This is a genomic window from Acinetobacter sp. CAU_H_S170_2, from assembly GCF_058890445.1.
Genome location: NZ_JBZYAE010000001.1, coordinates 1,958,490 through 1,982,798, shown reverse-complemented (window position 1 = coordinate 1,982,798; position 24,309 = coordinate 1,958,490). Strand labels below are relative to the sequence as shown.

Genomic DNA, 24,309 nt, shown 5'->3' with positions numbered 1-24,309 from the left:
CAAATTGTATTAAGGGTTTGAATAGCAGCATTGGTTTTAAGACAACAAAAACGTAATGACAACACAATCTTCAGGATGGAAATCCGCCTTTACTGCATTTTTAGATCGCCGTGCGTTGATCATGCTGTTTTTGGGTTTCTCAGCAGGTATCCCAATCCTGTTAATTTTCTCGAGCTTATCTTTATGGTTAGGTGAGGCAGGTATCGATAAGAGCGCTGTGACTTTTTTTAGTTGGGCTGCTCTGGGTTATTCATTCAAATTTGTTTGGGCCCCTTTGGTCGATGAATTACCTGTACCAGTGCTAACCAAATTATTGGGTCGTCGCCGTGCATGGCTATTGATCGCACAACTCTTAATTATCTGTGCCATTTCTATCATGGCTTTTTCAGATCCGTCTCTTGGTCAGAGTTATCTTTACCAAATGGCTGCGGGTGCGGTGCTTTTAGGTTTTTCTGCTGCGACACAAGATATTGTGATTGATGCCTATCGTATTGAGCTGGCAGAAACGCAAATGCAAACAGTGTTGGCTTCAACTTATAACGCTGGTTATCGCATCGGCATGATCGTTGCAGGTGCGGGTGCGTTATTTTTAGCGGCTTATTTGGGTACAGCCAAAGGTAACTATATTTATGAGGCGTGGAAGTGGACGTATTTGGCAATGGCGGCGGTCATGTTGGTCGGGATCGCAACCACTTTATGCATACGTGAGCCACAAGTTGATCGGGTACGTAAAGAATATAAACGAGTAGATTATTATCGTTTAGTGGCAGTTTTCTTTGTGTCTGTGGTGAGTTTTGTACTGAGCTATATTTATTCAGGCAACTTAACTGAAATGCTGATTCAGCTCTGGTCGATCAAAGATAGTTTTGCACTGTTTTGTTTTGAGGCTTTACGTTTTATTGGCTCTGGTGCTGTTGCATTTTTAGTGGGTTCAAGCCTAGTCAAAATGGGTGCTGTGAACAAACAAATGGCCTATGAAACATGGGTGAATCCTGTTGCAGACTTCTTTAAGCGTTATGGCGTGAAATTGGCGTTGGTATTGCTGTTGTTGATTGGATTTTACCGTATTTCCGACATTATTGCAGGTGTGATCTCCAATGTGTTTTATCAAGACTTAAACTTTACCAAAGAACAGATTGCTGAAGCGGTGAAAGTTTATGGGGTGATTTTTAGTTTGGTTGGTGGTTTTTTAGGAGGACTACTGGCGCAGCGTATGAACATCATGAAATTGATGTTTGTCGGAGCAATCTTGGCCAGTTCAACCAATCTCATCTTTATTGGCTTGGTCAAATCAGGACAACCTTTAAATGATGTTGTGATCAATGTCGGTGAGCAAAGTTTCAAAACTCAAGCGGATGAGACAGGTGCATGGACAATTAAGGTTCCTGTTAAGCAGCTTCAGGCAAATGAAAGTCTAACTGCAACGGCCAGTTTTCAAAATGATACTTCACAGCCTGTCTCGGTCACATTGCCTTATATCAGTCAAACGGGTGCATCTAGGGTATTGCTGTTGCTTCCGATCACGGCTGATAATGTGATTAATCAACGAGAGTCTGAAGGAAGCATCGTGGTAAGAGGTCAATACCTTGCTACACTGGCTGAAAACCAAAGTATTAAATTGAGCTTAGATGGTCAAAGCTTTGATACAAAGTTAGACAAAGAAGGTGTATTTAGTGCGGCAATCCCTGTGAAACAGCTCCTTGATTCAAACTCTAAAAAGCTGAATGCTGTATTGATGCAAAATGAGCGTGCGCAACAACACACTGCACTGAATTATCAGGTGGATCCTGCAGCTGAAAAATCTGCAACTCTAGATGTTGATCTTCAGCCAATCAACTTGAATAAAGCAGTTGATGGACAGTTAGAAGTTAAAGGGAAGGTGATTAAGGAATATAGTTCAAACTGGCTGTATTTTGCGATTATTGTCGATAACTTGGCATCAGGTTTAGCCGGTGCTGCATTTATTGCATTTCTATCAAGTTTGACCAGCGTATCTTTCACTGCTGTTCAGTATGCGATTTTTAGTTCATTGATGACGTTAACACCTAAAATTCTAGGTGGATATTCGGGGACAATTGTGTCCAATATTGGCTATCCAAATTTCTTCTTGCTGACCACACTCATTGGAATCCCAATTTTAATCTTAGTGGTCTGGGTGGCGAAACTTCTACGAGAGCATGCCGCTGAACAAAGTTAAAGCATCGACTTGTCTCGAATTAAAAAAGTAGCTCTTGTGGCTACTTTTTTATGGTTGAGGTTTGAAATATAGGACGGTTTTGCCTATATTGGTGGCTGAGAATAAATCATGAGGAAATTCCATGCGCATGCTACATACCATGCTACGTGTAGGCAATTTAGAACAATCTTTGGCGTTCTATACTGAAGTGCTTGGTATGACTTTACTTCGTAAGCGTGATTACGAAGAAGGTCGTTTTACTTTGGCATTTGTGGGTTATGGTGATGAAGAAAATCATACGGTTTTAGAGCTGACACATAACTGGGATACGGACAGTTATGAATTGGGCAATGCTTATGGTCATATTGCTATTGCGGTAGACGATGCATATAAAGCTTGTGAGGAAATCAAAGCGCGCGGTGGTAATGTCGTGCGTGAAGCTGGACCAATGAAGGGTGGTGTAACGGTTATTGCCTTTGTAGAAGATCCGGATGGTTATAAAATTGAACTGATTCAACAAGATAGTAATGCACGTAATAACTAAGCCGTTATTAGGTCATATGCAGTGTGTATGCACAGTATTAATTAAAAAAATATTGAACATATCCTGTAAAAGCTAGCTTTACTTATATAGCTCAGTAAGATGAATTTACCCAAAGGTAAATGAGTCACTGGGCTTTTTCATTTTTAGAGGAATGACAGGATGTTGGTATGTTGAAATTATTGGCACTCGATCGGTTTACGTTATTGCTATTTGTTATGGTGCTCTTAGCCAGCTTAGTCCCTGTTTCAGGCCAAGCCGCCAGTGTATTTGGTGTATTGACGACGGTCGCGATTGCTATATTATTCTTTTTGCATGGCGCTAAACTATCCCGTGAAGCGGTGATTCAGGGCATGATGCATTGGAAACTCCATGCTTTGGTTTTTGCATTTACCTTCATCCTTTTTCCCGTTTTAGGTTTGCTTGCTAAACCTGTATTGGTACCACTACTTGGGCAGGAGTTGTATTGGGGCTTTTTGTTTATGTGCTTTTTGCCATCGACAGTACAGTCTTCAATTGCGTTTACTTCGGTCGCGCAAGGCAATGTGGCTGGGGCGGTATGTAGTGCTTCATTCTCAAATTTGATTGGGATGTTTATTACCCCTGTGATGGTGGCTTTTTTTATTTTGGGGCAATCAGAGCATGGTTTTGATCCAACCTCGTCTATACTTCAAATTACCTTATTGCTGCTAGTTCCGTTTGTCCTTGGGCAGTTACTTCGACCATATGTATTTCCGTATATGCAGAAAATGCCAAGCATCGTCAAAGCATTCGATCAGGGTTCGATATTAATGGTGGTGTACGGTGCTTTCAGCAGTGCTGTGGTAGCGGGCCTATGGCAAGAGGTGAGTGTTGGTACGTTAATCCTATTGATTATTGTGTGTTCAGTCTTATTGACGATTATTATGTTGCTTGGGTTGTTTTTACCACGTTGGTTAGGCTTTAACCGTGCCGATCAGAAAACCATTTTTTTCTGTGGTTCAAAAAAGACTTTGGCTAGTGGTGTTCCAATGGCACAGATTCTTTTTATTGGACAACCTTTGGGGATGATTGTTTTACCGATTATGATTTTTCATCAAATCCAGCTGATGGTGTGTGGGATTATTGCTAACTATTGGGCCAAGCAATCTGAAATTGAAACGAAAGAATAATTGGCTATCTGATACTATATCTCGTATAATATTTGCCACTTGTTGTGCTTAGCTCTGACGGTATCCGTCTCGGTGGGCCAAAAGAATGGTCTGTTATGGTGTTGATCTGCAACTTAATTTAATTAAGTGGTCCTTTCCTCAATTTTGAGAGTGATCAATTGCGATGACAGCAAAACCTTCTTTAATTTTTATGGAGTAATCGACGATGCGCGCCGATATTCACCCAAAATACCAAACTTTAGTTGCTACATGTTCTTGCGGTAACGTAATCGAAACTCGTTCAGCACTTGGTAAAGAAACTGTTTACCTAGACGTATGTTCAGCTTGCCACCCATTCTACACTGGTAAGCAAAAGAACGTTGACACTGGCGGTCGTATCGACAAGTTCAAACAACGTTTTGCTGGCATGTCACGTTCTATCAAACGCGACTAATAGCAAAAGAAAAAAACGGGCATTTGCCCGTTTTTTTATGCCTATGATATTTGAATACAGAGTCATAGGGCTGCTAGTTAGACCATATAATAAAAGACCCCGTATAGGGGTCTTGAAATTTAGAGGTTAGTATCCAAGGTCAAAGCTTTACTGATCCTGCACATCAATCAGATGATCGAGTTTCTTTTGGAAATAATCGCCTTGAATGAAGCGGGCATCGACATTCCATGCATTGGCAAATGACGTCATATCATTCAGATCACGTAACATAATTTGAATGTTTTTCAATTGATGATATACCGCAACTTTTTCTTGCAACTCTTCCGTGTTGGCGTCGCTACTGAGCATGCGAGTTAAGTTTTCATGTAAGGTGAGATTGTTGATATCGAGCTGACGTAGAATAGATTCACTATAAATGCTATTACCAAAGTCACGAATCGAAACTTCAGCACCATATTGGCGAAGCTGGGCAATGTATTTTTGCGCTTCAGCAATGTTCTGGCTGATATCATCCTCAGAGAACTGAAGGGTAATTGGGTGACTTAACTTACTGCGTACAATGGTAATCAGTTTGGCGATAAATTCAGGGAAAGAGCGGTCATTCAACAGTACGGCTTTGTTTAAATTTACAATCAACTTTGCTTCAGGATACTGAGTGATAAAATTGTGTAGCTGTTTACACGACTCAACTAAAATCCAGCGGTCAAGTTTAATAGACAGTTCGTGGTCTTCACTTAACTCTTTGAGGCTCGATATATTTTTCCACGTATTACCATAAATAAAGCCACTAGTAACTTCATAGGTGTATAAATTAGTGTCTTCTTTGTCGTAAAGCTGTTGATATTTAAGATGAATCTCGCCACGCTCTAATGCAAGATGTAAGGCTTTAAGCACCGTAGGTTCATTTGCTGTTTTTTGAGTGTCTAAAGTATCGCTGACAGTAGGGTTGATCAACTCAATCACAGGCATGTCAATACTGGCTTTTTGCTCAATTTCGCAATCGTCTTGATTGGTCGGTAAAGCGGTTTTAAAGGCTGAGCACAATAAGTTTTCAAACTGATCTTGATTTGAAATTTCACCTTTCAATAAAGTATAGCCAATGCGCAAATTTACTGGATAGCTATTGTTTTCTACGGTAATGAGTTGTGGTTTGGTGAGCGCATTTAACGCAATCAGCTTAGATTCAAGTTTGGCCTGTGATTCTGCTTGGAATAAACCAACGATGGTTTGCCCACCCGCCTTAAACAGAGGAATATGAGTTTGTTCATTTAAAAAGCTGTAAATATTGTTAAAATAATCACGCGTGGTTGCCCAGTTGGCTTTAAAAATTTCATCTGGACAAGAGCTGAGTGCAAAGCTAACTAAGGCATTCAGATCAGAAGGTTGTTTGGTCATAGCACGGTTAATTTGTTGATACGTATTAGGTTGTATCGCATGATTTTCAGTGTTGACTGATGGAGCAGCAGAGCGTTCAGATTCGGCTTCAATCGTCAGTTGGAGCGCATCATCTTCAGGCGCAGTTAAAAACTCAACTTTTAAAGGATTGTGAGTTTGGGCATTGCTATTGAGAGTAGCAACTTCAAAAGCACCTAAATCAAACTGACCTTGTGAAATTTTCTTAAAACGGATTTTAAAATCGTTTACATCTTTCGGCTGGAGAATATCAAGCAAAGGTTGACCGATAATATCATCTTCAGAGCTTAAGCCGAACAGTTGTAAGTATTCAGCATTGGCTGAAACATGAATCCCTTCTTGAATTAAAGCAATGGCTTTATTACTTTCTTCAACTAAAGCCTGTGCTTGGTTTTGCGCTGTTTCAAGCTCATTCATGAGTTGTTGTTGGCTTTGCAATAAACGACTTAATGACAGTGCACGCAGTAGACCTAAGTAAAAGTTATCCGCTTCTTCTAAGTCCAAAATATCATAGACCCCTTTACGAATAAAACTTGCGTATTGGGTTGATTGATATTCATCGGGCTTTAATAAAATTAGTGGTAAATTGACTTGGTTAGAGTTGCGAATCAAAGTTAGTGCTTGTTCATACTTTAGGTCATAAGCGCGACCAAAAATCACCACGTCCCAAGGCAGATGAAGCTGTTTTTCAAAGTTTTGTAAGTCATCCAGTAAAGTGGCATGAACTTGATGATCGCTAGAAGTTAAAAGGTCACGAATTTGGTTATAACGGATCTGATTATCATCAATAATGAGTAAACGTGTTTCCGTACGTTTTAACTTTTTAGATAATAATGGATTTCTCACTTCAATGCTTCCCATAAATCGTGATTCTTAATAGCATTCATTTGCTTTTGAATAAAACTTTGAACCAATGGTTCTTGTTGGTCATTCAACAATTCATAATCAAAACGAATAAAACTTTGCGTAATTAAATGTGCTTTTACTAAATAAATTTTAAGATCTTCATCACCTAGGCGTAAGTGAATGGTTTGTTTTTCTCTGTACATATTCGAACCCGGCACAATGAGGCTGGTTTGTACTTCATCTAGCTGTGACGTTTGTACCAATAACGCAGGCTGATAGTTCTGAGTGGTTCGGTCTGTTTTGACCATAACAGCACATGGGAAAAGATCTTGCGCTAAGATTTCTAACCCTAGTTCCAAGCTCTTTTCACTTGATTGTTTAATCCAGCGAATCACACCACCACGCCATTGGCTATGTGCATTTTCTTGAACCAAAATGAACTCACCTGTCTTTAAATGTGCAGGTGTTGGTCCAGTCCAACGAATACGGTAACCATTCACACTAATATCTAAAACTTCGGCAGGGTAGATTTGTTTCGATTCACGATCAATCATACGAGCAGAACTCGTCTCCACAGGAATATTGCTGTTCATGGAGTTGATCACGTGACTTTCATTCTGAAAGTTGTAGTTGCCTTCTAGCTCTAAAGTTTCATTAAAGTTTTTGCCTTTAGATAAATAGAAATGTGCGACTGATAGGCCAAAGCAAATTTGTAATTGGGCAGAGTATTCATAACGTTCATGCTTACGTTCAATATTATTGGTCAATAAGTTATGAATGTGAAAATGCAAAGCAGGGGTAAGAAAAATCTTCTCATCGCGTGACAGTGGTTCTGCGCGTTTGGTTTGCATCTCTGAGAGATGATCAAGCAAGGCTTGCGTCGAGATAAAAATATTCGGCTGAATGTGACTGTTTTTTTGAGAATTATAAGTTGGTGGATAATCTTTTGATGCATCGACAATATAGCGAGATAACGTTGTTTCTTTAGGTAAGATTTGAATCAGTTTCGCCCAATCAAAGCTACACAAAAACAATCCTTGAATTTCACCCGGGCGGATTTGATGGGTATTGAAAATATCCAATAGAATGAGCTGCGCATAGGCTTGGCTGATATTGCTGAGCTGATGCTGCGTACCTTGTATTTGATTAATGTTGGTTAAATAGAAGTTATTTTGGATAGCAGAATCCAAGAGCTGATGAGCAGCTAGCCACTGACCCGGAATCGGGGAGCTATAAAGTAAGTGTTGTTGGTACAACAAAAGGGACAGTTGTTGTAAAGCATAATAACTCGATACGGTTCGAGCCGTATGTAGGTTCTTTTTTTGATTAAAAGCAAATAGAGAAAACTTATTTTGAGTGATTTGCTGAGAAACACGTTTTGCAATGTCGATATAGACTTTAGCAAAATGACTACGCATTAATAAGGCAAGCTCAATAATATGGTCATTTCGATCTGTAGTGATGAGGCCCTGATTAAAAAAATGTTTCTCTAAACTGGTAAGCACATTTTCTAGATTTGAATGAAGAACTTGAACTAAGTCAAAGCGAAGTGTTTCGCTGACTTGAAGCTCGGATACTTCAAGTAATGCTTGAAATAAGGAGCGAGAAGAGTCACCCAATTGTAAAATGGATAAGTTTGCCAACCACTCTTGTAAGCCTTTGACTGTGCTTGGGCAAAAACTAAGTTTATCCAACTTCAATTCGGTTGGTTTCTGGAAGATATCTGAAGTGCTCGTCGTCATCATCGTTATTATTTAACTCAAAAAGTTGAAACCCCGAAAAGTGGTGTCTTATTCTTTTCTCCCGCAATTTCCCTGACCAGTTTGGGAACCAGATAGCCGGGTAGATTTGCCAATAATCCTTGATACAGCAAATCAATGTCTTGCGGGTTTAAATCAAAATGGTGAGCCCCTTTTACTTTATCTAAAACATGTAAATAGTATGGCAAAACACCTGCATCGAACAAACGGTAGCTCAAATCTGTCAAAATTTGAACCTGATCATTGACCCCTTTCAACAAAACCGCCTGATTGAAAACGGTGATTTTTTCTGCGACTAATTGCTGCAATTGACGGCAGGTAAAATCATCCAATTCCGATGCATGATTTGAGTGTACCACTAGAATAATGCGCAGCCTACTGTTTTTTAAGATGGAAATTAGCTCATCATCGACACGGTTAGGCATTACGATAGGAACTCGTGAGTGAATTCTCAAAAATTTAAGTTGAGGAATACTTTCTAAGCGTTCAATCCATAATTTTATTTTACGATTGGACAGCGTTAAGGGGTCTCCGCCACTCAAAATGACTTCATTAATGTCAGGTTGCGACTGAATATAGTGTTGGATATTGATCCAATCTTCTGACTTTGGCAGGTTCTCTTGGTAGGGGAAATGTCGGCGAAAACAGTAACGACAATGAACGGCACAAGCTCCAGTCAGTGTCAGTAAAAAGCGAGTTTTATATTTGTGCAGAACACCTGGTTGCTGGTTGGCTTGTTCCTCACCCAAAGGGTCGGTCACGAAGTCGGGATGTTCTTCAAGCTCAAGATGATGAGGCAGGACTTGAAGGAGCAAAGGATCAATTGGATTGCCTTTTTGCATTCTTGTCACAAAAGCACGTGGAACACGGAGTTTAAATTGGGTTGATGCAAGCAGTGCACCTGACAGCAGTTGCTCAGGAGAAAGCTCTAGAATGTTAAGTAATTCTAAAGGATCGGTAATTAAATCACTGAGTTGAGCTTGCCAATTTTGCTCTTGGTACAAATAATGAGTCATGCAATAAGGGGTCAAATACTAGGTCAAAAGAAAGTTAGGTCATCAAATCGGGTGATGTCAAAACGAGTTGTTCGAATGCGGACGGTCTAAAAAGGCTTTTTTAGTACACAAAAACACGCGGAACAAAGCTATTTTATCAAGATCTTCGGTTTATAGGCAGTGGATTTTCATTGATTCATAACACCTTGCTCATTTACAATACGAGGCATCAAAAAAGATGCCCTATCTTTATGGCCCTGCTTTTCAAAGCTTTGGTGTCTAAGATAAAGACATAAATATTTAAGTTAGTTAGTTTGGAGTGCGCCAGTCATGGCCTATTATTCTACGAATGATTTCAAGTCAGGCCTTAAGGTTATGCTTGATGGTAACCCATGTTCAATCATGGAAAATGAATATGTAAAGCCAGGTAAAGGTCAAGCATTTAACCGCGTAAAATTACGTAATTTACGTTCTGGTAAAGTTTTAGAAAAAACATTTAAGTCTGGTGATTCTCTAGAAGCGGCTGACATTGTAGAAGTAGAAATGGAATACTTGTACAACGACGGCGAAATGTGGAACTTTATGGATCCTGTATCATTTGAACAGATCGCTGCTGACAAAACAGCAATGGGCGATGCTGCAAAATGGTTAAAAGATGATTCAAATGAAAAATGTACTATTATGCTATTCAATGGCGTGCCATTAACAGTAAACCCACCAAACTTCGTCGTTTTGAAAATTGTTGAAACTGATCCAGGTGTACGTGGTGATACTTCTGGTGGTGGTGGTAAACCAGCAAAATTGGAAACAGGTGCTGTAGTTCGTGTTCCATTATTTGTACAGCAAGAAGAAAGCGTTCGTGTAGATACGCGTACTGGCGATTATTTAGAACGTGCATAATGGTTTAAAAATAGACTATTATCGGAAGGGATGATGAAAATCATCCCTTTTTTTATGCCAAAGTATTAGATCAAAACAAGGAGATGCAGAGTAAAGTCGCAAAGGAAAACAGCAGTACCTCGAATAATTAAAGACGCTGATTGAATGCAACAAATATGAGGGATTGAAATGGAATCTGTTCAGCCGAAGTCAACTCTGACTTCGAAAATCATTTGGCTACTGGTAGCCATCGTCGGTGCAGTCTCTTTTGGGATATTGGCACTGAGTCGTGGTGAGCATGTCAATGCCATCTGGCTCGTACTTGCTGCGGGCTGTATTTATAGTATTGCTTATCGCTTTTATAGTTTATTTATTGCAAATAAAGTTTTTGAGCTTGATGAACGCCGCTTAACTCCCGCACATCGTTTGAATGATGGTCTGGACTATGTTCCAACCAACAAAAGTGTTCTATTTGGACATCACTTTGCAGCGATTGCAGGTGCAGGTCCATTAGTAGGGCCTATTTTAGCAGCGCAAATGGGCTATTTACCTGGCACAATTTGGTTACTTGTCGGTGTTGTGCTTGCAGGTGCAGTACAAGACTTTTTGGTGTTGTTTATTTCTACCCGTCGTGATGGACGTTCACTCGGTGAAATGGCGAAGCAAGAGCTTGGAACTTTTGCAGGTATTGTGGTCATGCTTGGTGCATTGGGGGTAATGATTATTATCCTTGCAGTTTTAGCACTGGTCGTGGTCAAAGCACTTGCACACAGCCCATGGGGCGTATTTAGTATTGCGGCAACGATTCCAATTGCACTCTTTATGGGGATTTACATGCGTTTTATCCGCCCGGGTAAAATTGCAGAAGTATCTATTATTGGTTTCGTTTTGATGATGCTCGGCATTGTCTACGGTGAAAATATCGCACAGCACCCATATTGGGGTGCGTTCTTTACACTGTCGGGCACTCAGTTGACTTGGGCGCTGATTATTTATGGCTTCGTTGCTTCAGCACTGCCTGTGTGGTTATTGCTTGCACCACGTGATTATCTATCAACCTTCTTAAAAATTGGTGTGATTGCAGGCTTAGCGGTTGGTATTATTTTTGCCATGCCAGAGATGAAACTTCCTGCGATTACTAAATTTGTTGATGGTACAGGTCCTGTGTTTGCAGGTTCGTTGTTCCCATTCTTATTTATTACCATTGCCTGTGGTGCAATTTCAGGTTTCCATGCTCTAGTATCATCAGGCACCACGCCGAAACTTGTGAACAATGAACGTGATATTCGAATGATCGGATATGGCGGTATGCTTATGGAGTCTTTTGTTGCAATCATGGCCTTGATCTGTGCTGCAGTATTAGAACCAGGTGTATATTTTGCAATTAACTCACCAGCAGCATTGATTGGAACAAGTGCTGATACTGCTGCTGAAGCAATACGAAATCTTGGTTTTGTGGTTACTCCAGAAGCTTTAACTTTGTTGGCACAGGAAGTGGGTGAAAGTACGATTCTGTCGCGTACAGGTGGAGCACCAACTTTTGCCATTGGTATGGCACATATCATCACAGAGATTTTCAATAGTCGTGAAATGATGGCATTTTGGTATCACTTCGCTATTTTGTTTGAAGCACTGTTCATCTTAACAGCGGTTGATGCGGGTACGCGTGCTTGCCGTTTCATGGTGCAAGATACTGTAGGTATTGTGGTTCCTGCGGTGAAAAACTCACATAACTTCTTTGGAAACTTGTTGGGTACAGCGGTTGCTGTGTCAGGTTGGGGTTTCTTCGTTTATCAAGGTGTGGTGGATCCACTCGGTGGTATCAATAGCTTATGGCCACTGTTTGGTGTGGGTAACCAAATGCTTGCTGCCATGGCGCTAATGTTAGGTACTGTAATCCTCTTTAAAATGAAGAAAGAAAAATATGTTTGGGTTACGATTATTCCGACCATTTTCTTGTTGGTAACCTGTATGACAGCGGGCTGGCAGAAAATTTTCCACGAAAACCCAAAAATTGGTTTCTTGGCGCAAGCTGAACGCTTTAACAATGCAATTGCAAAAAATGAAATTTTAGCACCAGCAAAAACTGTTGCTGAAATGCAGACTGTTGCAATGTCGAATCAGATCAACGCTGCACTGTGTGGATTCTTTATGATTGTGGCAATTGTGATGCTGTTTGCTGCGATTAGAGTGATTCGTCGTGCATTGGCAAGCCCAGTCCCGACTGTGCATGAAGCAGAAGCCATTTATCGTGATCCTGAAGACATTCAGCCATCAAAAGCAGGACATTAAGGAGAGTCAGATGAATCTAAAATTTGCTAAAAGTGGAAAGACGATGATTTATAAAATCATCAAAATGACCGTGATGTCGCAGAAAGATTTGATTCTGAACCCTAAAAATTGGTCTCGAATTGCGACGCTGTGGCAACGTTTGCAGCAAAGTTTTCGCTTGATGGTGGGAGTGCCAGACTATCCCAACTATTTGGAACATATGAAAAAGCACCATCCTGATTTAGAAGCGATGGATGCTAAAACTTTTTATCGTCATTGTGTGGATGCGCGTTATCCATCTGCAACGAATGGCATGAAAAAGTGCCCATGTTAATATAATTAATCAATTCAAAGACGGCACTTCGGTGCCGTTTTTTTTGTGAAAATACTCAATTACATGCGGTTGCTCGTGTTAGATTCGACAGTGTACTTTTTGCATGAAGCAAGTTGTTACATCACGGCTTAAATCATAACGCAACACGGAGTGTGAGGCATAAAAGGTTCATGTTGTATATTTGACAGCTTTTGATTGTTATAGTTCTTAAAATACTGGAATGTTTGCAAAGGGAAATTGAATGAAAATATATATTTATGGTGCTGGAAGCATTGGGTGTTATTTAGGCGGAAGGTTGGTTGCTGCAGGTAATGATGTTACTTTTATCACGCGTCCACGTATTCATGCAGAGCTTCCCAATGGGGCTTAGTCTTAACTGATTATTTAGGCAAAAAGATCAAACTTGCACCTCATCAACTCAAACTAACGACTGATCCTGCTCAGGTTGTGAATGCTGATGTTGTTTTTATTTGTGTGAAATCGGCAGCAACGGAACAAGTTGCGCATGAACTTAAAGAATATTTAGGAACTAAAATACCGCTGATCATCAGCTTTCATAATGGTTTAAGCAATGTCCCTATTTTAAAAAGGGTTTTGCAAGAGCAAATGATTTTAGAGGGAATGGTTCCTTTTAACGTCGCCACGCAAGAAGCTGGGCATTATCATCAAGGTACCTCTGGTGCATTAAGTGTTAAGCAATATCCGAATCAAAATTTGCTTGAGAATGCATTTCAAAAAGCAGGGTTAGAGATTGTTTTTGAAAAAGACATGCCGGCTGTGCAGTGGGCCAAGCTTTTACTTAATTTAAATAATTCAATCAATGTATTGTCAAAAAAACCGTTAAAGGAACAATTGTCGATTCATAAATATCGCCCATGTGTGGCAATGGCGCAGCAGGAAGCCTTAGCACTGCTTGATTATGCACAAATTAAACCTGCAAAGTTAACCGCAGTTCCGACCCATTTGATTCCAAAATTACTGAGTTTACCCAATCCATTATTTAAATTATTAAGTCGTAAAATGTTGGCAATCGATCCACTAGCCCGGTCGTCTATGCAAGATGATTTAATTGCAGGTCGCCCCACAGAGGTCGACTGGATTAATGGTGAGGTTTTAAAACTTGCAGAGCAATGTGGTAGACAGGCTCCAATCAATGCACGACTCATAGAATTGATTAAGCAAGCAGAGAAATCATCTCTATCATTTTCAATGAGCGCAGATGCTGTAAAAGATCAGTTGAAATCGGCATCGAAACAATAGCTTGAGGTGAGGTAAGTCATTCATACGCAAATCATTGAATATTTATAAGGATCATCTTTGAGTATGGTTGAAAAACCTGTATGTTAAACCTTGATTTATATTTTGATTGGGGAGAATAAGGTGCTTTGGGGAAAAGAGAAAACGGTAGAAACGTTGCAATATGACATGCTCGATGAATCACAGTTAAGTATTTTTTATCCAAAAATCCAAGAATTCCTCAATCAAGTTAATCAAATCGTTTTAGATAAAAATCAACAAACCCAATTAGCCTTATGCAGCCTTTTAGCTGGTGGGCATATCTTATTTGAAGACTTGCCTGGTTTAGGCAAAACCACATTGGCCAGTAGCTTGGCCCATTTGGCTGGTCTTCAATTTAAACGGATTCAGTTTACCAATGACATGCTGGCAAGCGATGTGATTGGGGTGAATATGTTTAACCAAAAAGAACATCTGTTTGAGTTTAAGCAAGGGCCAATTTTTACTCAAATTTTACTCGCAGATGAAATTAACCGCTGTAGTCCGAAAACGCAGAGTGCGCTCTTAGAGGCGATGGAAGAGGGTGTGGTGACAATCGATGCAAGTCGTTATGTACTACCGCAGCCTTTTTGGGTAATTGCAACGCAAAACCCACTTTTTCAAAGTGGAACTTATGCACTACCAGAGTCACAGCTCGACCGTTTTCTTATGCGTTTATCTTTGGGTTATCCATCCCGTCAGGCAGAAAAGGCTTTATTGCAGCAACAATCCCGTCATGACTTGATTCAGCAGTTGATGACTGTATTTTCTGAACAAGACATTCTTGCCTTACAAACTTTGGTGCCACAGATTTATTTGTCTGAGGAAGTCTTGGATTATATTTTAGATTTGGTGGCTGAGACTCGTAAAGGTCGACATGGGTTATCTACACGTGGCGTACTGGCTTTGAAGAAAGCAGCACAAGCCTATGCTCTGGTTAAAGCCCGTGCATTTGTTACACCCGATGATGTACAGGCTGTATTTGTCGCAGTGACCGCGCATCGTATTGGGCTGGGTGAAGCTGAAACTGAGCAGCTTATGAAGCAAGTCAAAGTTCACTAATAGGATAAGCTGACGCATGCTGTGGCAAAACTGGATCAATAAACGCTTTAAATTTAAGGCTGAAAAACAACTGACCCAAAAAGATGTACTGGTGTTTATTTATCAGCAAGGATATGTATATGTGGTGCTGATTTTAATCACCTTTATTGCTGGGGTGAATTATGCCAATAACTTAATTTTAGCGTTTTGTTTTTTAATCAGTGCCGTGCTGTGTATGAGTTTTTATTTGACCTTTAAACAGCTACATGGGTTAAGTGTTGATCTTGTATTGCCTGAAATAGGGCAGGTTGAGAGTGCATTGCAATTACAAATGCATTTCAAACAACAGCATTCACAGCCTCGATACCTTTGGCTCGCTTATGCTGATCATATAGAACAGTTGTTTATTCAAGATACCCATCAGGTGGTCGATTTAAATTTTTTTCCAAAAGAGCGCGGACAGTTTAGTTTTCCCGAGATTAAAATTTACTCGACTTATCCATTTGGTCTCGTTCGTGCATGGAGTTATTTTTTTATCCAAGCACCTGTGTGGATAGCGCCTAAAGCTAAGTCTTTAGCGGCAGAAAATAAACAGCAACAGCACGGTTTTGAACCGGACATGGATGAATTTCGAGAATTACGAAATTTTAAAGAGGGCGACTCTTTACAGGCGGTTTCATGGAAACAAGTGGCACAAGGACAAGGTTTATTTATTAAAGTCTTTGAGCAACATCAGGATCAACACAGTTTAGACATTCACTATGCACATATGCCGAGTCCTTCGCATGAAGAAAAGTTAAGCTTGATGATGGGCTTGGTTGAACAATGTGAGCAGTTGCAGTATGCCTATGCACTGTATTTCCCCCATACTGAACTAGCCAAAGGGATAGGACGAGAACAATACCTTCAAGCCAAATTACTTTTGGCGCAGGCATAGCGAGAACAGTATGCATTCTTCTATTCGTATTGCCATTGTACTGACACTAAGTTTGATTTGGATCACACAACTAAGTTTTAGTCCTGTGCTATTGAGTGTCATTTTCGCCATTTGTATCGGCTGTCTATGGTATTTCATGAAATCCACGGGCAACCATTTCCCGAAATGGGCAATTTACATTTTGACCCTTGTTGTTCTAGCGGTCACTTTTTGGAGCTATCAAAGCTTTTTAGGGGTAGAAGCGGGCGTAGCTGTTTTAAGCATCTTTCTCTTTGCGAAAGCCTTAGAAACAAAAACGCAGCGTGATGTGATCATTTTGTTTAACTTTGCTTTATTTGTTGCGGCGAGTATGTTTTTATATAGTCAGTCATTTATGACGGCTGCCATGGTTTTGCTGTGTTTATTGAGTTGTTTGTTGGGGCTGTATCGAGTGCAAACCCATGCTTTTGCATCTGAAAACTCGAATCGTATGGCATTAAGGCAAGATGCAAAACACGTCATTAAATTTGTAGGTCTCGCACTGCCTTTTTTTGTGCTGCTGTTTATCTTTTTTCCGCGTTTACCCCCACTTTGGCATATTCCCATTCCTGAAAATAAAGCAGTGACAGGCATGAGTGACAGTATGTCACCTGGAGATATTGCGCAATTATCCCAGTCCAGTCATTTGGCTTTTCGTATTATTGGTGATGTCACTCAGCTCCCAAATCGTTCAGAGCTTTATTGGCGCGCGATGGTCTTAGATCAATATGATGGGCAAAAGTGGACCAGTAGTTTTATTAATCAACAAAGTATTTCGGATGATACATTAACGCAAATCTCTACATCCAAAAAATGGAACTATCAATATTTACCCGCTGATGTCGCGATTCCGTGGATTATGGCATTGGAATATTCACAACCCTTAGAGCGACGTTATCAGCTACGTCAGGATTGGAGTATTCAGGCTTATCGTCAAGTGCAGCGTGTGGAACCTATTGCATTGCAATGGATGGGAAATGTTCAATTTTCCCAAAGTGAATTATCTAAGATACAACGAAGCATAAACTTAAAAGCGCCTGAGCACATGGACTTGAAAGCGCAGCAATTGGCACAACAGCTGCTTAAGCAAAGTAACGAGAACCCGAAACGTTATATCCAAAATGTTTTGCAATGGTATCGCAACAATGGTTTTAGCTATACCTTGCAACCAGGTTTGTTGGGGCAGCATCGTATTGATGAATTTTTGTTTCAATCCAAACAAGGTTTTTGTGAACATTATGCTTCTAGCTTCGTGATGCTGATGCGTTATGCAGGAATTCCAGCACGTATTGTGGTTGGGTATCAAGGTGGTCAGCCTTCACCAAATGCAAAAAGTTGGGAAGTTCGACAGTTAGATGCGCATGCATGGACGGAAGTCTTTGTGGATGGGCGCTGGAAACGCTATGACCCAACAGCCATGATTGCACCGCAGCGTATTGAACAGGGTATGCAAGATTTAATGAGCCAAGATGCCAGTGTTTGGGGTGAGAGTAGTCGATGGAATGTACAGCGCTATTCGGTATTAAACAAAATCCGCATTTGGAGTGACTATGCAAGTTACCAATGGCAAAGTAAGGTGGTTGGCTATAATGCAGAGGCTCAACGAGGTTGGTTGCAGAAGCTAGGACTCCAATCCACTTATTCATTGGTATTGCTGATTATTATTAGCATTGGTGGGTTAGTTTTACTGTACTGGTGGGTTATATTTTGCCGTAAACGTGCTCAAACTTCTGAATATGACATTGTCATTCAATCTTTTTCTCGAAGCTTAACAACTGAGCAGCGTAAACAAGATGCCGAAACGGTAAACAAATGGTTGTTGCGTTTAGCTCAAGACGTTAAACCTGAACAGCAAGTTTTATTTAAGCAGGCGGCTGATTATTATCAGCAAATGCGTTATTCCAATAGGTTGAATTCAAAAAATATTCAACAATTTAAACGAGTGCTTAAAACTTGTGCATCTGCTTTAAAAAACAAGAAATAGCGCTTGTCATACTTTTTAAAAGTGAATATTATGCTTTTACTTCAGGTGTATAGCTCAGTTGGTTAGAGCGCTACGTTGACATCGTAGAGGTCTCCAGTTCGAGTCTGGATATACCTACCAAGATATACAAAGGGTTTACAAGCAATTTCAACGACTTGTAGGCCCTTTTTTTATGGTTTGAATTTTGTTGTTTTCCCTAGATATTTCAAAAAATAGTAGAAATAATTAATAAACTTCCCCAGAAATGCACCAAGATTTCCCCAATGAAAATCCCAAAGCCCGTAAAAAGAGGCGATGTTTACCGTATTCAAATCCAAATTGATGGAAAAAGAATCTCCTGTACCCGTGACACTATTAAAGAATGTGAGCATTGGGCTGCGACAAAATTTTTAGAGTCAAAAATTGCTACGAAAGAAGTAGAGCAAGGGATAAAGCCTAAATTTACCTTTAGAGAGTTGGTCGATCATTATTATGAGCACGTTGGCCAGTTTAGGGAGTCCAAGAGTTCAAGGAATTGGATTAAAGGACAGGTTAGTACCTTTGATGAGAAATTTGGCTTTCTGTCTGGTACATCGGTACATGATATTTCTCCCAAGCAATTAACCAACTGGCGTAATCGACGTTTGACTCAAGTTGGGGCAAATACTGTTTTAAAAGAGATCTCTTTTTATAGCGCAATTTTTACCTATGCTCAGAAAGAGCTATTTCTACTCGATGACAATCAATGGATGCTCATTACCAAGCCGAAGAAACCTAAGGCCAGATCTCGACGGATCCATCCGTCTGAAGTTGCACTGGTGCTGAAAGCACTAGATTATGAAGTCGGTGATACACCGGTTTTACCGCAGCACTATGTTGCTTGGGGTTTCTTATTTGCCTTAGAAACTGCCTTACGTCGTGGTGAGCTGATTTCACTAGAAAAGAAGGATGTGCATGAACGTCATATTCATCTGCCTAAAACAAAAAATGGTGAACCGCGCAATGTACCTTTGTCTGAAGAAGCCAGGGCACTACTCGATTTAATTAAACATGATGGAAAGAAAGTTATTCCACAGACTGAAAATGCCTTTCGGTTGATGTGGGAAAAGAGAAAAGCAGCGATTGGTCTGAATGGTTTGCACTTTCATGATACGCGCCATGAGGCGATTACGCGTATGGTACGGGTGCGTAAATTGCCAGTAGAGATTTTAGCGAAAATTACTGGCCATAAGAAAATTGAAGTCTTGGTAAATACTTACTACAACCCAAATGCTGAAGATTTGGTGGAAGCATTTAATCGAGAAAATTAAACCCGCACAAGGCGGGTATTTTTAATTCTTTTACTTAGTTTTTTCTACGGTTATGGGTGCGTGTGTTCTTGGTGAGCATGGCATCTGCCATTTCTGGATCGTATAAATGTTTCCCACAAGTTCCCTGGTTAATAGTGGCCAGTTTGGTTCTAACGGTCGTGTTAGATAAACCATACTTTTTAGCAAGTTCTGATGCCGACACGAGTTTACGTTTACCCAAATTTAATGCAGTCACTTTGCCACCAAAAAGCTTTTGCCCCAATAAAATTTCAGGTGCTCGGTCGGCTTCAACCGTAATCACATACTCAGCCATTTATGCCTCCCTGTTTTTCTATTGCGTGAAATTGTGCATGAGTTAAGTCTATAGATTTACTGTTGTTTTGTATTTTCATGAGTTTGGGCTTCCTGAAATGGCAGGATTTTGGAATATCCAACAACGAACGGTATGTTCGCGTAAGGTTTTGTCCTCCAGGGCATTCTTAACTTCATCTGCTGGATAACGGTGGCTTTTAACTACTCGGCTCTTGTCGACAAATTTATAGCGTCGGCTGGCGGTTAAAAGATTCTTCATTTCTTTAATGTCTGGGAGCTGCTGATAGTTCTTCGCAGCGACTTTGTAGACTTCGTTCAAGTTGATGGCAATTTGATGTGCGTCATGGTCAAAATGGTTAATAGAAAACTCGGTAGACCGGCTTGAATTGAGGTATTCGTAAACGTCCCAAAATTGCTCCACCAATGGATGGTCACCATTGAGCTGTTTCACACGTTCATGCGCCATATCGAGTAGCATGTCTTGGGCTGCACAGACTTCTTCAAGGTCAATGACGTCATGCAAAATGTGTTTGGCCACAGCATCTATGAGTGCCGAAACCTGTGCATGGCAAAGGGCAATACGTGTATGGGTAATGCCATTGTTATGAAACTCTTTTTCGGTTTGCTCTAGTTTTTCGGCATAGGTTTTAAGAAAGGCGTCCTCATGACGGAGGCAATGGGTCATGTAGGTGCAAAGTACGTGTCAGAATTGCTTCAGATGCCTGAATAGCGGTGTTTTGGCTAATCATGATTGCACCACGAAACGGAGGCTCATAGGTCTCATTTCCTGCGGTTTTTAAGCCTTTTGAGCGAATTGCACGGCCGTTATAGGCGTCTTTTAATTCATCCCATGAAAACTTAGGCTTACCCACAGAATTACCGTTTTGGTCGTTACGGTCGCCCTCAATGAGTACGACAGGTAAGTTTGAGATTTGAGCAAAGTTACGATACACCGCAACATTGGTCGATTTGTTTGCATCGAAACCTTCATAGTCTGGTCGACCTGAAAGTTTCCACATAAATTCGATTAAACGTGACTTACCTGCACCCGCTTCACCGACGATTTCTATAAAGGGGAAAGAGCTGTGCATAGTGCGGATTTGCTCGGCAAAATATGAGCCTGTCCACCATGCTAAAGCGACCAGACCTTTGGCACCACGCACGCGGTAGAAGTCTTTCCACCATGTCGGTTTAAATGTGGACTTTGGGTTTAACTGAACATTTGGACTGTTGGCCAAGGTTTTTAATTCGATACGTCCGACTTTGTAGAAGTCATGGTCATTTATGTCGATGACATGTCCTTTATAAACCGCGTGTTTGTTGAAAATATAGGCCTGATATTCTTTGCTGTAGCCAATAAAGTCGATGGTTTTAACTTCACGTAAACGCTCGGTTTGATTTTTCATGAAGGTGAGTAGTTGATGGTCATTCCCCGTCCACCATGCACCTACCTGGACCGACAATAAACGCGGGGCAAACTTACCCCGTGCGGAAATTTGGTCTGCGGTAAAGGTCGCTTTGGCCTCGCTCTCCGGGTTTAAAATTTGGAAGTAGTACCAGGACTCATCGGTTATTTCATTCCGCTGAAAATACAGAGGGTTGAGCTGTCGATTACAGATTTCGGAAACCGCAGCACACTGCTGGAGTGCGAGCTCTCGTTTTTGGTTATCGAGAAGTAAATCGCGCTCTGGATCTGCCTCGATGCGTTCCAGTTCTTTAGTGTATTTGTCCATGTCGAGATTAAACCAGTACAAGCGGAAGTTATGAATAAACCAAAAGGTTTTTCTACGAGCATCTTTATAGTTATAGATGAGTAGACCTGCTTGCTCAGGTGATTCAGCTATGTGCAGTTCGCCATAATGTTTGTACTGGTCACGGTATTCGGAGTGCAGTTGGTCGCGTTGGTAGAGGTCGTTCCAGTCTAACTGACCAGATGGCAGGGCTGCGGTGGAGTTCCACTTTTCCTGTAATGCACGGAGGTGAAACTTCTTAATGGCTTTTTTGCCCGCTTTGTCGTTATCAAAAGCCCAACGTAGGCGCGGTCGGTCTTTTTTAAGTTCGATACAACGGTCGGTAATTTGCTTGAGAATGAGGCTTGGATAGTTTGAGGTCGAAAGCGTAGCAATACTTGGTTGTTTGCTAAAACTCAGGGCAATTGCGTTAAAAATACCTTCTGTAATCCAAATAGACTGTGCATTACACAGGGTGTCGAGCTGTTCTAACGTCCATGCATGTCCTTCGTACTTACCAATAAAGTTTGCTTTTTGACGTCCGAAGCGCTCTGGACGGTCGATAAAGCGTTCCCAATAAATACCACTTGCCAGTTTAAAGCGAATGGTTGCGGTGACTTCGTTTGGGTATTTGAGGTCGTTTCTAAAGAGTTCCTGCGTGTACAGACCTTTGAGCATGTTTGGGTCGAAACCACGGGCATGGAGTAGGTAGGCATCTGCTGCGGCATTTGGATTTTCTTTGGTACGCGGAAAGTCTTTTGACCAGTCTTTAAAAAGGTCTTCGCAGATTTCTTTGACGTGTTCTTCATATCCGCATTTGTTTAAGCGGGCGCACTTGACCACACGCGGGTTGACTGCATGTGTGTAGAGTTCTTTTTTACCGCAGTTCGGGCAGATGCCTTGACGATACCATTCTCCAACGCGTTTAAAGCTGAAGAGCTGATTCAGTTTTTCGTCTATGAGAACGTGAATATTTGACATTTAGACCCACTAAAATTTAACGGCTTAACTGTTTGAGTTTGTGTATTTTTTTGCATTTTTGTAGCAATGCGATGTTTATTAAAATGCTTTCATTACAATTGCGCATCGCTTGGAGGGTCTTGTAGTTCGGGATGATGTTTCACCATAAAGTCACGGATATAGATGGCAATTTTGGTGTCATTTTCGAATGCAATTTTCTTGAGGGCTTTTAACTGTTTTTTCGTCCAACGCACTTGGGTTAGTTCGGTGTGTTTTGGTTTTGTTTGAATGTTTGTTGAAGTCATGCGAAAATCACCATAAATCGTACTTAGATACTTAGTGTTTCTAAATTTAGTACTATTTATGATGCTTTATAAGTGCTTTTTTAGGAAAAAGTATGAAAAATGATGATTTAAATACTCGCGGTACACGTTTGCGAGATGAACGGAAGCGTTTGGGGATACAAACTCAAGAAGAACTTGCGGAAATACTTGGGGTAAAAAAGAACTCTATTGGACGTTTTGAGAAGCACAATGAGCCGCTGAATACTGACTATTTAGACAAGCTCGAAGCTCACGGGTTTAATATTCATTTTATTTTATGGGGTGAACAACCTGTAAAAAGTGGGGAGCTCTCTGAGGCTGAAGTAAAGCTAATAGAGCTGTACCGTCAGACGCGTGAAGAAATGCGTGGGGGATTAGTTTCACTTATTGAAACTTATGCGAATCAATTTAAATAATTTTTAAATCACTAATAAATATGTCAATAATTTTACAAGTATCTGCGTGGGTAATTTTAGCAGTTGGTTTTTTTGCACTGGGTCATAAGTTTTTTCCAAATTTAAAAAATTGGTTTACTACAGGAAAAGTTAGCTATGTTTGGTTAATTTCAATCACTTTAGGTTTGTTTGTATTGCTGACATATCCAATTTTTTTCAATTGGTGGGCAGTAAATTTCTGGAATGTTCCTGAAAATGAACTTACAGATTTTACTAAATTAGGACCACTTGGTGATATTTATGGAAGTTTGAATACAATAGTTTCATCTATTGCATTATGTGCAATTGCATTCACTACTTATCTTCAAGTTATTTCCTTAAAGGAAACAAGAAAAATTACTACTGAGCAAATGGATGAATCTAGAAATGCAATTTTTGCGACTAAATTTTATGCATTACTTAACTACAAAGATGAGAAGTTAAAAACACTAAGTGTAAAGAGAGATGGGATTGAATATTTTGGATGTCAAATTTTTGATTTTTATTTTTGTTACTTTGATAACCTCTTTAAAAAAGAGTGGAAGGAATTAACTACATATATTGAGCAGGATATATATTCCCACATAAGAAAGTGTGATTTAGAAGTAAACGATGGAAAAGAATTTTCTGATTGGTATGCACATTTTTTACAAATAGCTAATTTAATTGATTTTATTAATACAAGCGATTTAACAGAGAAAGATAAAGACTTTTATTTTAATGTATTACGCTCGTCAATGACGATGAGAGAGCAAATAACTTTATTTTGGATTGCACCTGTAACACCTCAAGTTTACGCTAAGTTAAAAAATGGCAGAATATTTAATCTATTTTTTAACAAAAAACTCGTTCACTATGGAATACAGTTTTACCAAGATAAAAATTTTGAATCTTTTAATTGGCAAAAAGTATTCGATGAAAAAAAAGAAACCCTAGCCTAAGCTAGGGTTTTCCTCATTTATTCTTTACCGCCTTTGAGATTTGGGCGACTTGATAGTGAAGTGTGTTGAATAGAGCCGTTAATTCTTCACCCGTGAGTGGGTGGTCTAAATGCATTTTTGTGAGTGCGGAAAGCATTAGTTCTAAGTTTTCAATTGGGAATTTAACTTCTTCCAGTATTTGTTCGGCAGTCATGTCTTTATGGCTGTTAATTTCTATTGTTGAGTGCATTGCTCCCCCTGTCTATTGATCATGGGTATATTTTCTA

At 40.2% G+C, this 24,309-nt stretch carries 19 protein-coding genes, 1 tRNA gene and 2 pseudogenes; 15 read left to right on the top strand and 7 right to left on the bottom strand.

Annotation, left to right across the window (positions count from 1 at the left end; translation table 11 throughout):
• Positions 1–55: 55 nt before the first annotated feature.
• The 4 genes from AC5EUN_RS09760 (at position 56) to rpmE (ending at position 4,301) form a co-directional block, all read left to right on the top strand.
• Positions 56–2,197: an AmpG family muropeptide MFS transporter gene (locus AC5EUN_RS09760; RefSeq protein WP_010326465.1), complete on the top strand. Its 2,142-nt coding sequence runs from the start codon at positions 56–58 to the stop codon at positions 2,195–2,197.
• Positions 2,198–2,318: 121 nt separating this feature from the next.
• Positions 2,319–2,720, top strand: coding sequence for a lactoylglutathione lyase (gene gloA, locus AC5EUN_RS09755; protein ID WP_010326466.1), 402 nt, complete (start codon positions 2,319–2,321; stop codon positions 2,718–2,720).
• A 167-nt stretch (positions 2,721–2,887) separates the two neighbouring features.
• On the top strand, positions 2,888–3,868 hold the full coding sequence (locus AC5EUN_RS09750; protein WP_010326467.1) for a bile acid:sodium symporter family protein: 981 nt from the start codon (positions 2,888–2,890) through the stop codon (positions 3,866–3,868).
• A 205-nt stretch (positions 3,869–4,073) separates the two neighbouring features.
• Entirely contained in the window at positions 4,074–4,301 is a 228-nt protein-coding gene (gene rpmE / locus AC5EUN_RS09745; RefSeq protein WP_004693579.1) for a 50S ribosomal protein L31, read from the top strand.
• A gap of 147 nt (positions 4,302–4,448) precedes the next feature.
• Here rpmE and AC5EUN_RS09740 read toward each other — a convergent pair whose 3' ends face one another.
• From AC5EUN_RS09740 to epmB, 3 genes are read right to left on the bottom strand one after another with little or no spacing between them, the layout of a single operon-like run.
• Positions 4,449–6,575 carry a sensor domain-containing phosphodiesterase gene (locus AC5EUN_RS09740; RefSeq protein WP_058952069.1) on the bottom strand — a complete coding sequence of 709 codons (2,127 nt, stop codon included), beginning with the start codon at positions 6,573–6,575 and terminating at the stop codon, positions 4,449–4,451.
• Positions 6,557–8,302 (bottom strand): cyclic-di-GMP receptor FimW-related protein, encoded by a 1,746-nt coding sequence (locus AC5EUN_RS09735; RefSeq protein WP_087528565.1) that lies wholly within the window; start codon positions 8,300–8,302, stop codon positions 6,557–6,559. The genes AC5EUN_RS09740 and AC5EUN_RS09735 overlap by 19 nt, the downstream gene beginning before the upstream one ends.
• A gap of 17 nt (positions 8,303–8,319) precedes the next feature.
• Entirely contained in the window at positions 8,320–9,336 is a 1,017-nt protein-coding gene (gene epmB / locus AC5EUN_RS09730) for an EF-P beta-lysylation protein EpmB (protein WP_493352301.1), read from the bottom strand.
• A 309-nt stretch (positions 9,337–9,645) separates the two neighbouring features.
• Between epmB and efp the strand changes: the two genes are divergently transcribed.
• From efp to AC5EUN_RS09685, 9 genes and pseudogenes are all read left to right on the top strand, one after another.
• Positions 9,646–10,215 (top strand): elongation factor P, encoded by a 570-nt coding sequence (efp, locus tag AC5EUN_RS09725; protein WP_004693574.1) that lies wholly within the window; start codon positions 9,646–9,648, stop codon positions 10,213–10,215.
• Between the two features lie 168 nt (positions 10,216–10,383).
• Entirely contained in the window at positions 10,384–12,486 is a 2,103-nt protein-coding gene (locus AC5EUN_RS09720) for a carbon starvation CstA family protein (protein WP_493352300.1), read from the top strand.
• Between the two features lie 10 nt (positions 12,487–12,496).
• Positions 12,497–12,799 carry a YbdD/YjiX family protein gene (locus AC5EUN_RS09715; protein ID WP_004693572.1) on the top strand — a complete coding sequence of 101 codons (303 nt, stop codon included), beginning with the start codon at positions 12,497–12,499 and terminating at the stop codon, positions 12,797–12,799.
• Between the two features lie 241 nt (positions 12,800–13,040).
• Positions 13,041–14,059: pseudogene (locus tag AC5EUN_RS09710) on the top strand (2-dehydropantoate 2-reductase).
• A gap of 120 nt (positions 14,060–14,179) precedes the next feature.
• Positions 14,180–15,136 carry an AAA family ATPase gene (locus AC5EUN_RS09705; RefSeq protein ID WP_010326473.1) on the top strand — a complete coding sequence of 319 codons (957 nt, stop codon included), beginning with the start codon at positions 14,180–14,182 and terminating at the stop codon, positions 15,134–15,136.
• A gap of 16 nt (positions 15,137–15,152) precedes the next feature.
• Positions 15,153–16,052 carry a DUF58 domain-containing protein gene (locus AC5EUN_RS09700; RefSeq protein ID WP_010326474.1) on the top strand — a complete coding sequence of 300 codons (900 nt, stop codon included), beginning with the start codon at positions 15,153–15,155 and terminating at the stop codon, positions 16,050–16,052.
• 10 nt (positions 16,053–16,062) lie between these two features.
• Positions 16,063–18,054, top strand: a complete 1,992-nt coding sequence (locus AC5EUN_RS09695; protein WP_010326475.1) for a transglutaminase TgpA family protein — start codon at positions 16,063–16,065, stop codon at positions 18,052–18,054.
• 43 nt (positions 18,055–18,097) lie between these two features.
• Positions 18,098–18,174: transfer RNA gene (locus tag AC5EUN_RS09690), tRNA-Val, on the top strand.
• Positions 18,175–18,317: 143 nt separating this feature from the next.
• Positions 18,318–19,343, top strand: coding sequence for a tyrosine-type recombinase/integrase (locus AC5EUN_RS09685; protein WP_010326476.1), 1,026 nt, complete (start codon positions 18,318–18,320; stop codon positions 19,341–19,343).
• A 34-nt stretch (positions 19,344–19,377) separates the two neighbouring features.
• On the opposite strand, the gene AC5EUN_RS09680 is transcribed toward AC5EUN_RS09685, so the two are convergent.
• The 3 genes and pseudogenes from AC5EUN_RS09680 to AC5EUN_RS09670 form a co-directional block, all read right to left on the bottom strand.
• On the bottom strand, positions 19,378–19,656 hold the full coding sequence (locus AC5EUN_RS09680; protein WP_010326477.1) for a helix-turn-helix domain-containing protein: 279 nt from the start codon (positions 19,654–19,656) through the stop codon (positions 19,378–19,380).
• 75 nt (positions 19,657–19,731) lie between these two features.
• Positions 19,732–22,366: pseudogene (locus AC5EUN_RS09675) on the bottom strand (toprim domain-containing protein).
• A gap of 92 nt (positions 22,367–22,458) precedes the next feature.
• Complete coding sequence (locus AC5EUN_RS09670) at positions 22,459–22,650, bottom strand: hypothetical protein (RefSeq protein WP_010326480.1); 192 nt, start codon at positions 22,648–22,650, stop codon at positions 22,459–22,461.
• A gap of 92 nt (positions 22,651–22,742) precedes the next feature.
• Between AC5EUN_RS09670 and AC5EUN_RS09665 the strand changes: the two genes are divergently transcribed.
• Both AC5EUN_RS09665 and AC5EUN_RS09660 read left to right on the top strand, forming a co-directional pair.
• On the top strand, positions 22,743–23,084 hold the full coding sequence (locus AC5EUN_RS09665; RefSeq protein ID WP_010326481.1) for a helix-turn-helix domain-containing protein: 342 nt from the start codon (positions 22,743–22,745) through the stop codon (positions 23,082–23,084).
• A gap of 20 nt (positions 23,085–23,104) precedes the next feature.
• Positions 23,105–24,043 carry a putative phage abortive infection protein gene (locus AC5EUN_RS09660; RefSeq protein ID WP_058952068.1) on the top strand — a complete coding sequence of 313 codons (939 nt, stop codon included), beginning with the start codon at positions 23,105–23,107 and terminating at the stop codon, positions 24,041–24,043.
• A gap of 13 nt (positions 24,044–24,056) precedes the next feature.
• On the opposite strand, the gene AC5EUN_RS09655 is transcribed toward AC5EUN_RS09660, so the two are convergent.
• Positions 24,057–24,272 carry a hypothetical protein gene (locus AC5EUN_RS09655; RefSeq protein WP_010326483.1) on the bottom strand — a complete coding sequence of 72 codons (216 nt, stop codon included), beginning with the start codon at positions 24,270–24,272 and terminating at the stop codon, positions 24,057–24,059.
• Between the last annotated feature and the right edge of the window lie 37 nt (positions 24,273–24,309).

Coding starts and splice junctions, on each gene's coding strand:
- AC5EUN_RS09665 (WP_010326481.1), top strand. CDS start 22,743: ATGAAAAATGATGATTTAAATACTCGCGGTACACGTTTGCGAGATGAA.
- AC5EUN_RS09670 (WP_010326480.1), bottom strand. CDS start 22,650: ATGACTTCAACAAACATTCAAACAAAACCAAAACACACCGAACTAACC.
- epmB (WP_493352301.1), bottom strand. CDS start 9,336: ATGACTCATTATTTGTACCAAGAGCAAAATTGGCAAGCTCAACTCAGT.
- AC5EUN_RS09700 (WP_010326474.1), top strand. CDS start 15,153: ATGCTGTGGCAAAACTGGATCAATAAACGCTTTAAATTTAAGGCTGAA.
- gloA (WP_010326466.1), top strand. CDS start 2,319: ATGCGCATGCTACATACCATGCTACGTGTAGGCAATTTAGAACAATCT.
- AC5EUN_RS09760 (WP_010326465.1), top strand. CDS start 56: ATGACAACACAATCTTCAGGATGGAAATCCGCCTTTACTGCATTTTTA.
- efp (WP_004693574.1), top strand. CDS start 9,646: ATGGCCTATTATTCTACGAATGATTTCAAGTCAGGCCTTAAGGTTATG.
- rpmE (WP_004693579.1), top strand. CDS start 4,074: ATGCGCGCCGATATTCACCCAAAATACCAAACTTTAGTTGCTACATGT.
- AC5EUN_RS09740 (WP_058952069.1), bottom strand. CDS start 6,575: ATGGGAAGCATTGAAGTGAGAAATCCATTATTATCTAAAAAGTTAAAA.
- AC5EUN_RS09715 (WP_004693572.1), top strand. CDS start 12,497: ATGAATCTAAAATTTGCTAAAAGTGGAAAGACGATGATTTATAAAATC.
- AC5EUN_RS09680 (WP_010326477.1), bottom strand. CDS start 19,656: ATGGCTGAGTATGTGATTACGGTTGAAGCCGACCGAGCACCTGAAATT.
- AC5EUN_RS09685 (WP_010326476.1), top strand. CDS start 18,318: ATGAAAATCCCAAAGCCCGTAAAAAGAGGCGATGTTTACCGTATTCAA.
- AC5EUN_RS09655 (WP_010326483.1), bottom strand. CDS start 24,272: ATGCACTCAACAATAGAAATTAACAGCCATAAAGACATGACTGCCGAA.
- AC5EUN_RS09660 (WP_058952068.1), top strand. CDS start 23,105: ATGTCAATAATTTTACAAGTATCTGCGTGGGTAATTTTAGCAGTTGGT.
- AC5EUN_RS09735 (WP_087528565.1), bottom strand. CDS start 8,302: ATGACGACGAGCACTTCAGATATCTTCCAGAAACCAACCGAATTGAAG.
- AC5EUN_RS09720 (WP_493352300.1), top strand. CDS start 10,384: ATGGAATCTGTTCAGCCGAAGTCAACTCTGACTTCGAAAATCATTTGG.
- AC5EUN_RS09750 (WP_010326467.1), top strand. CDS start 2,888: ATGTTGAAATTATTGGCACTCGATCGGTTTACGTTATTGCTATTTGTT.
- AC5EUN_RS09695 (WP_010326475.1), top strand. CDS start 16,063: ATGCATTCTTCTATTCGTATTGCCATTGTACTGACACTAAGTTTGATT.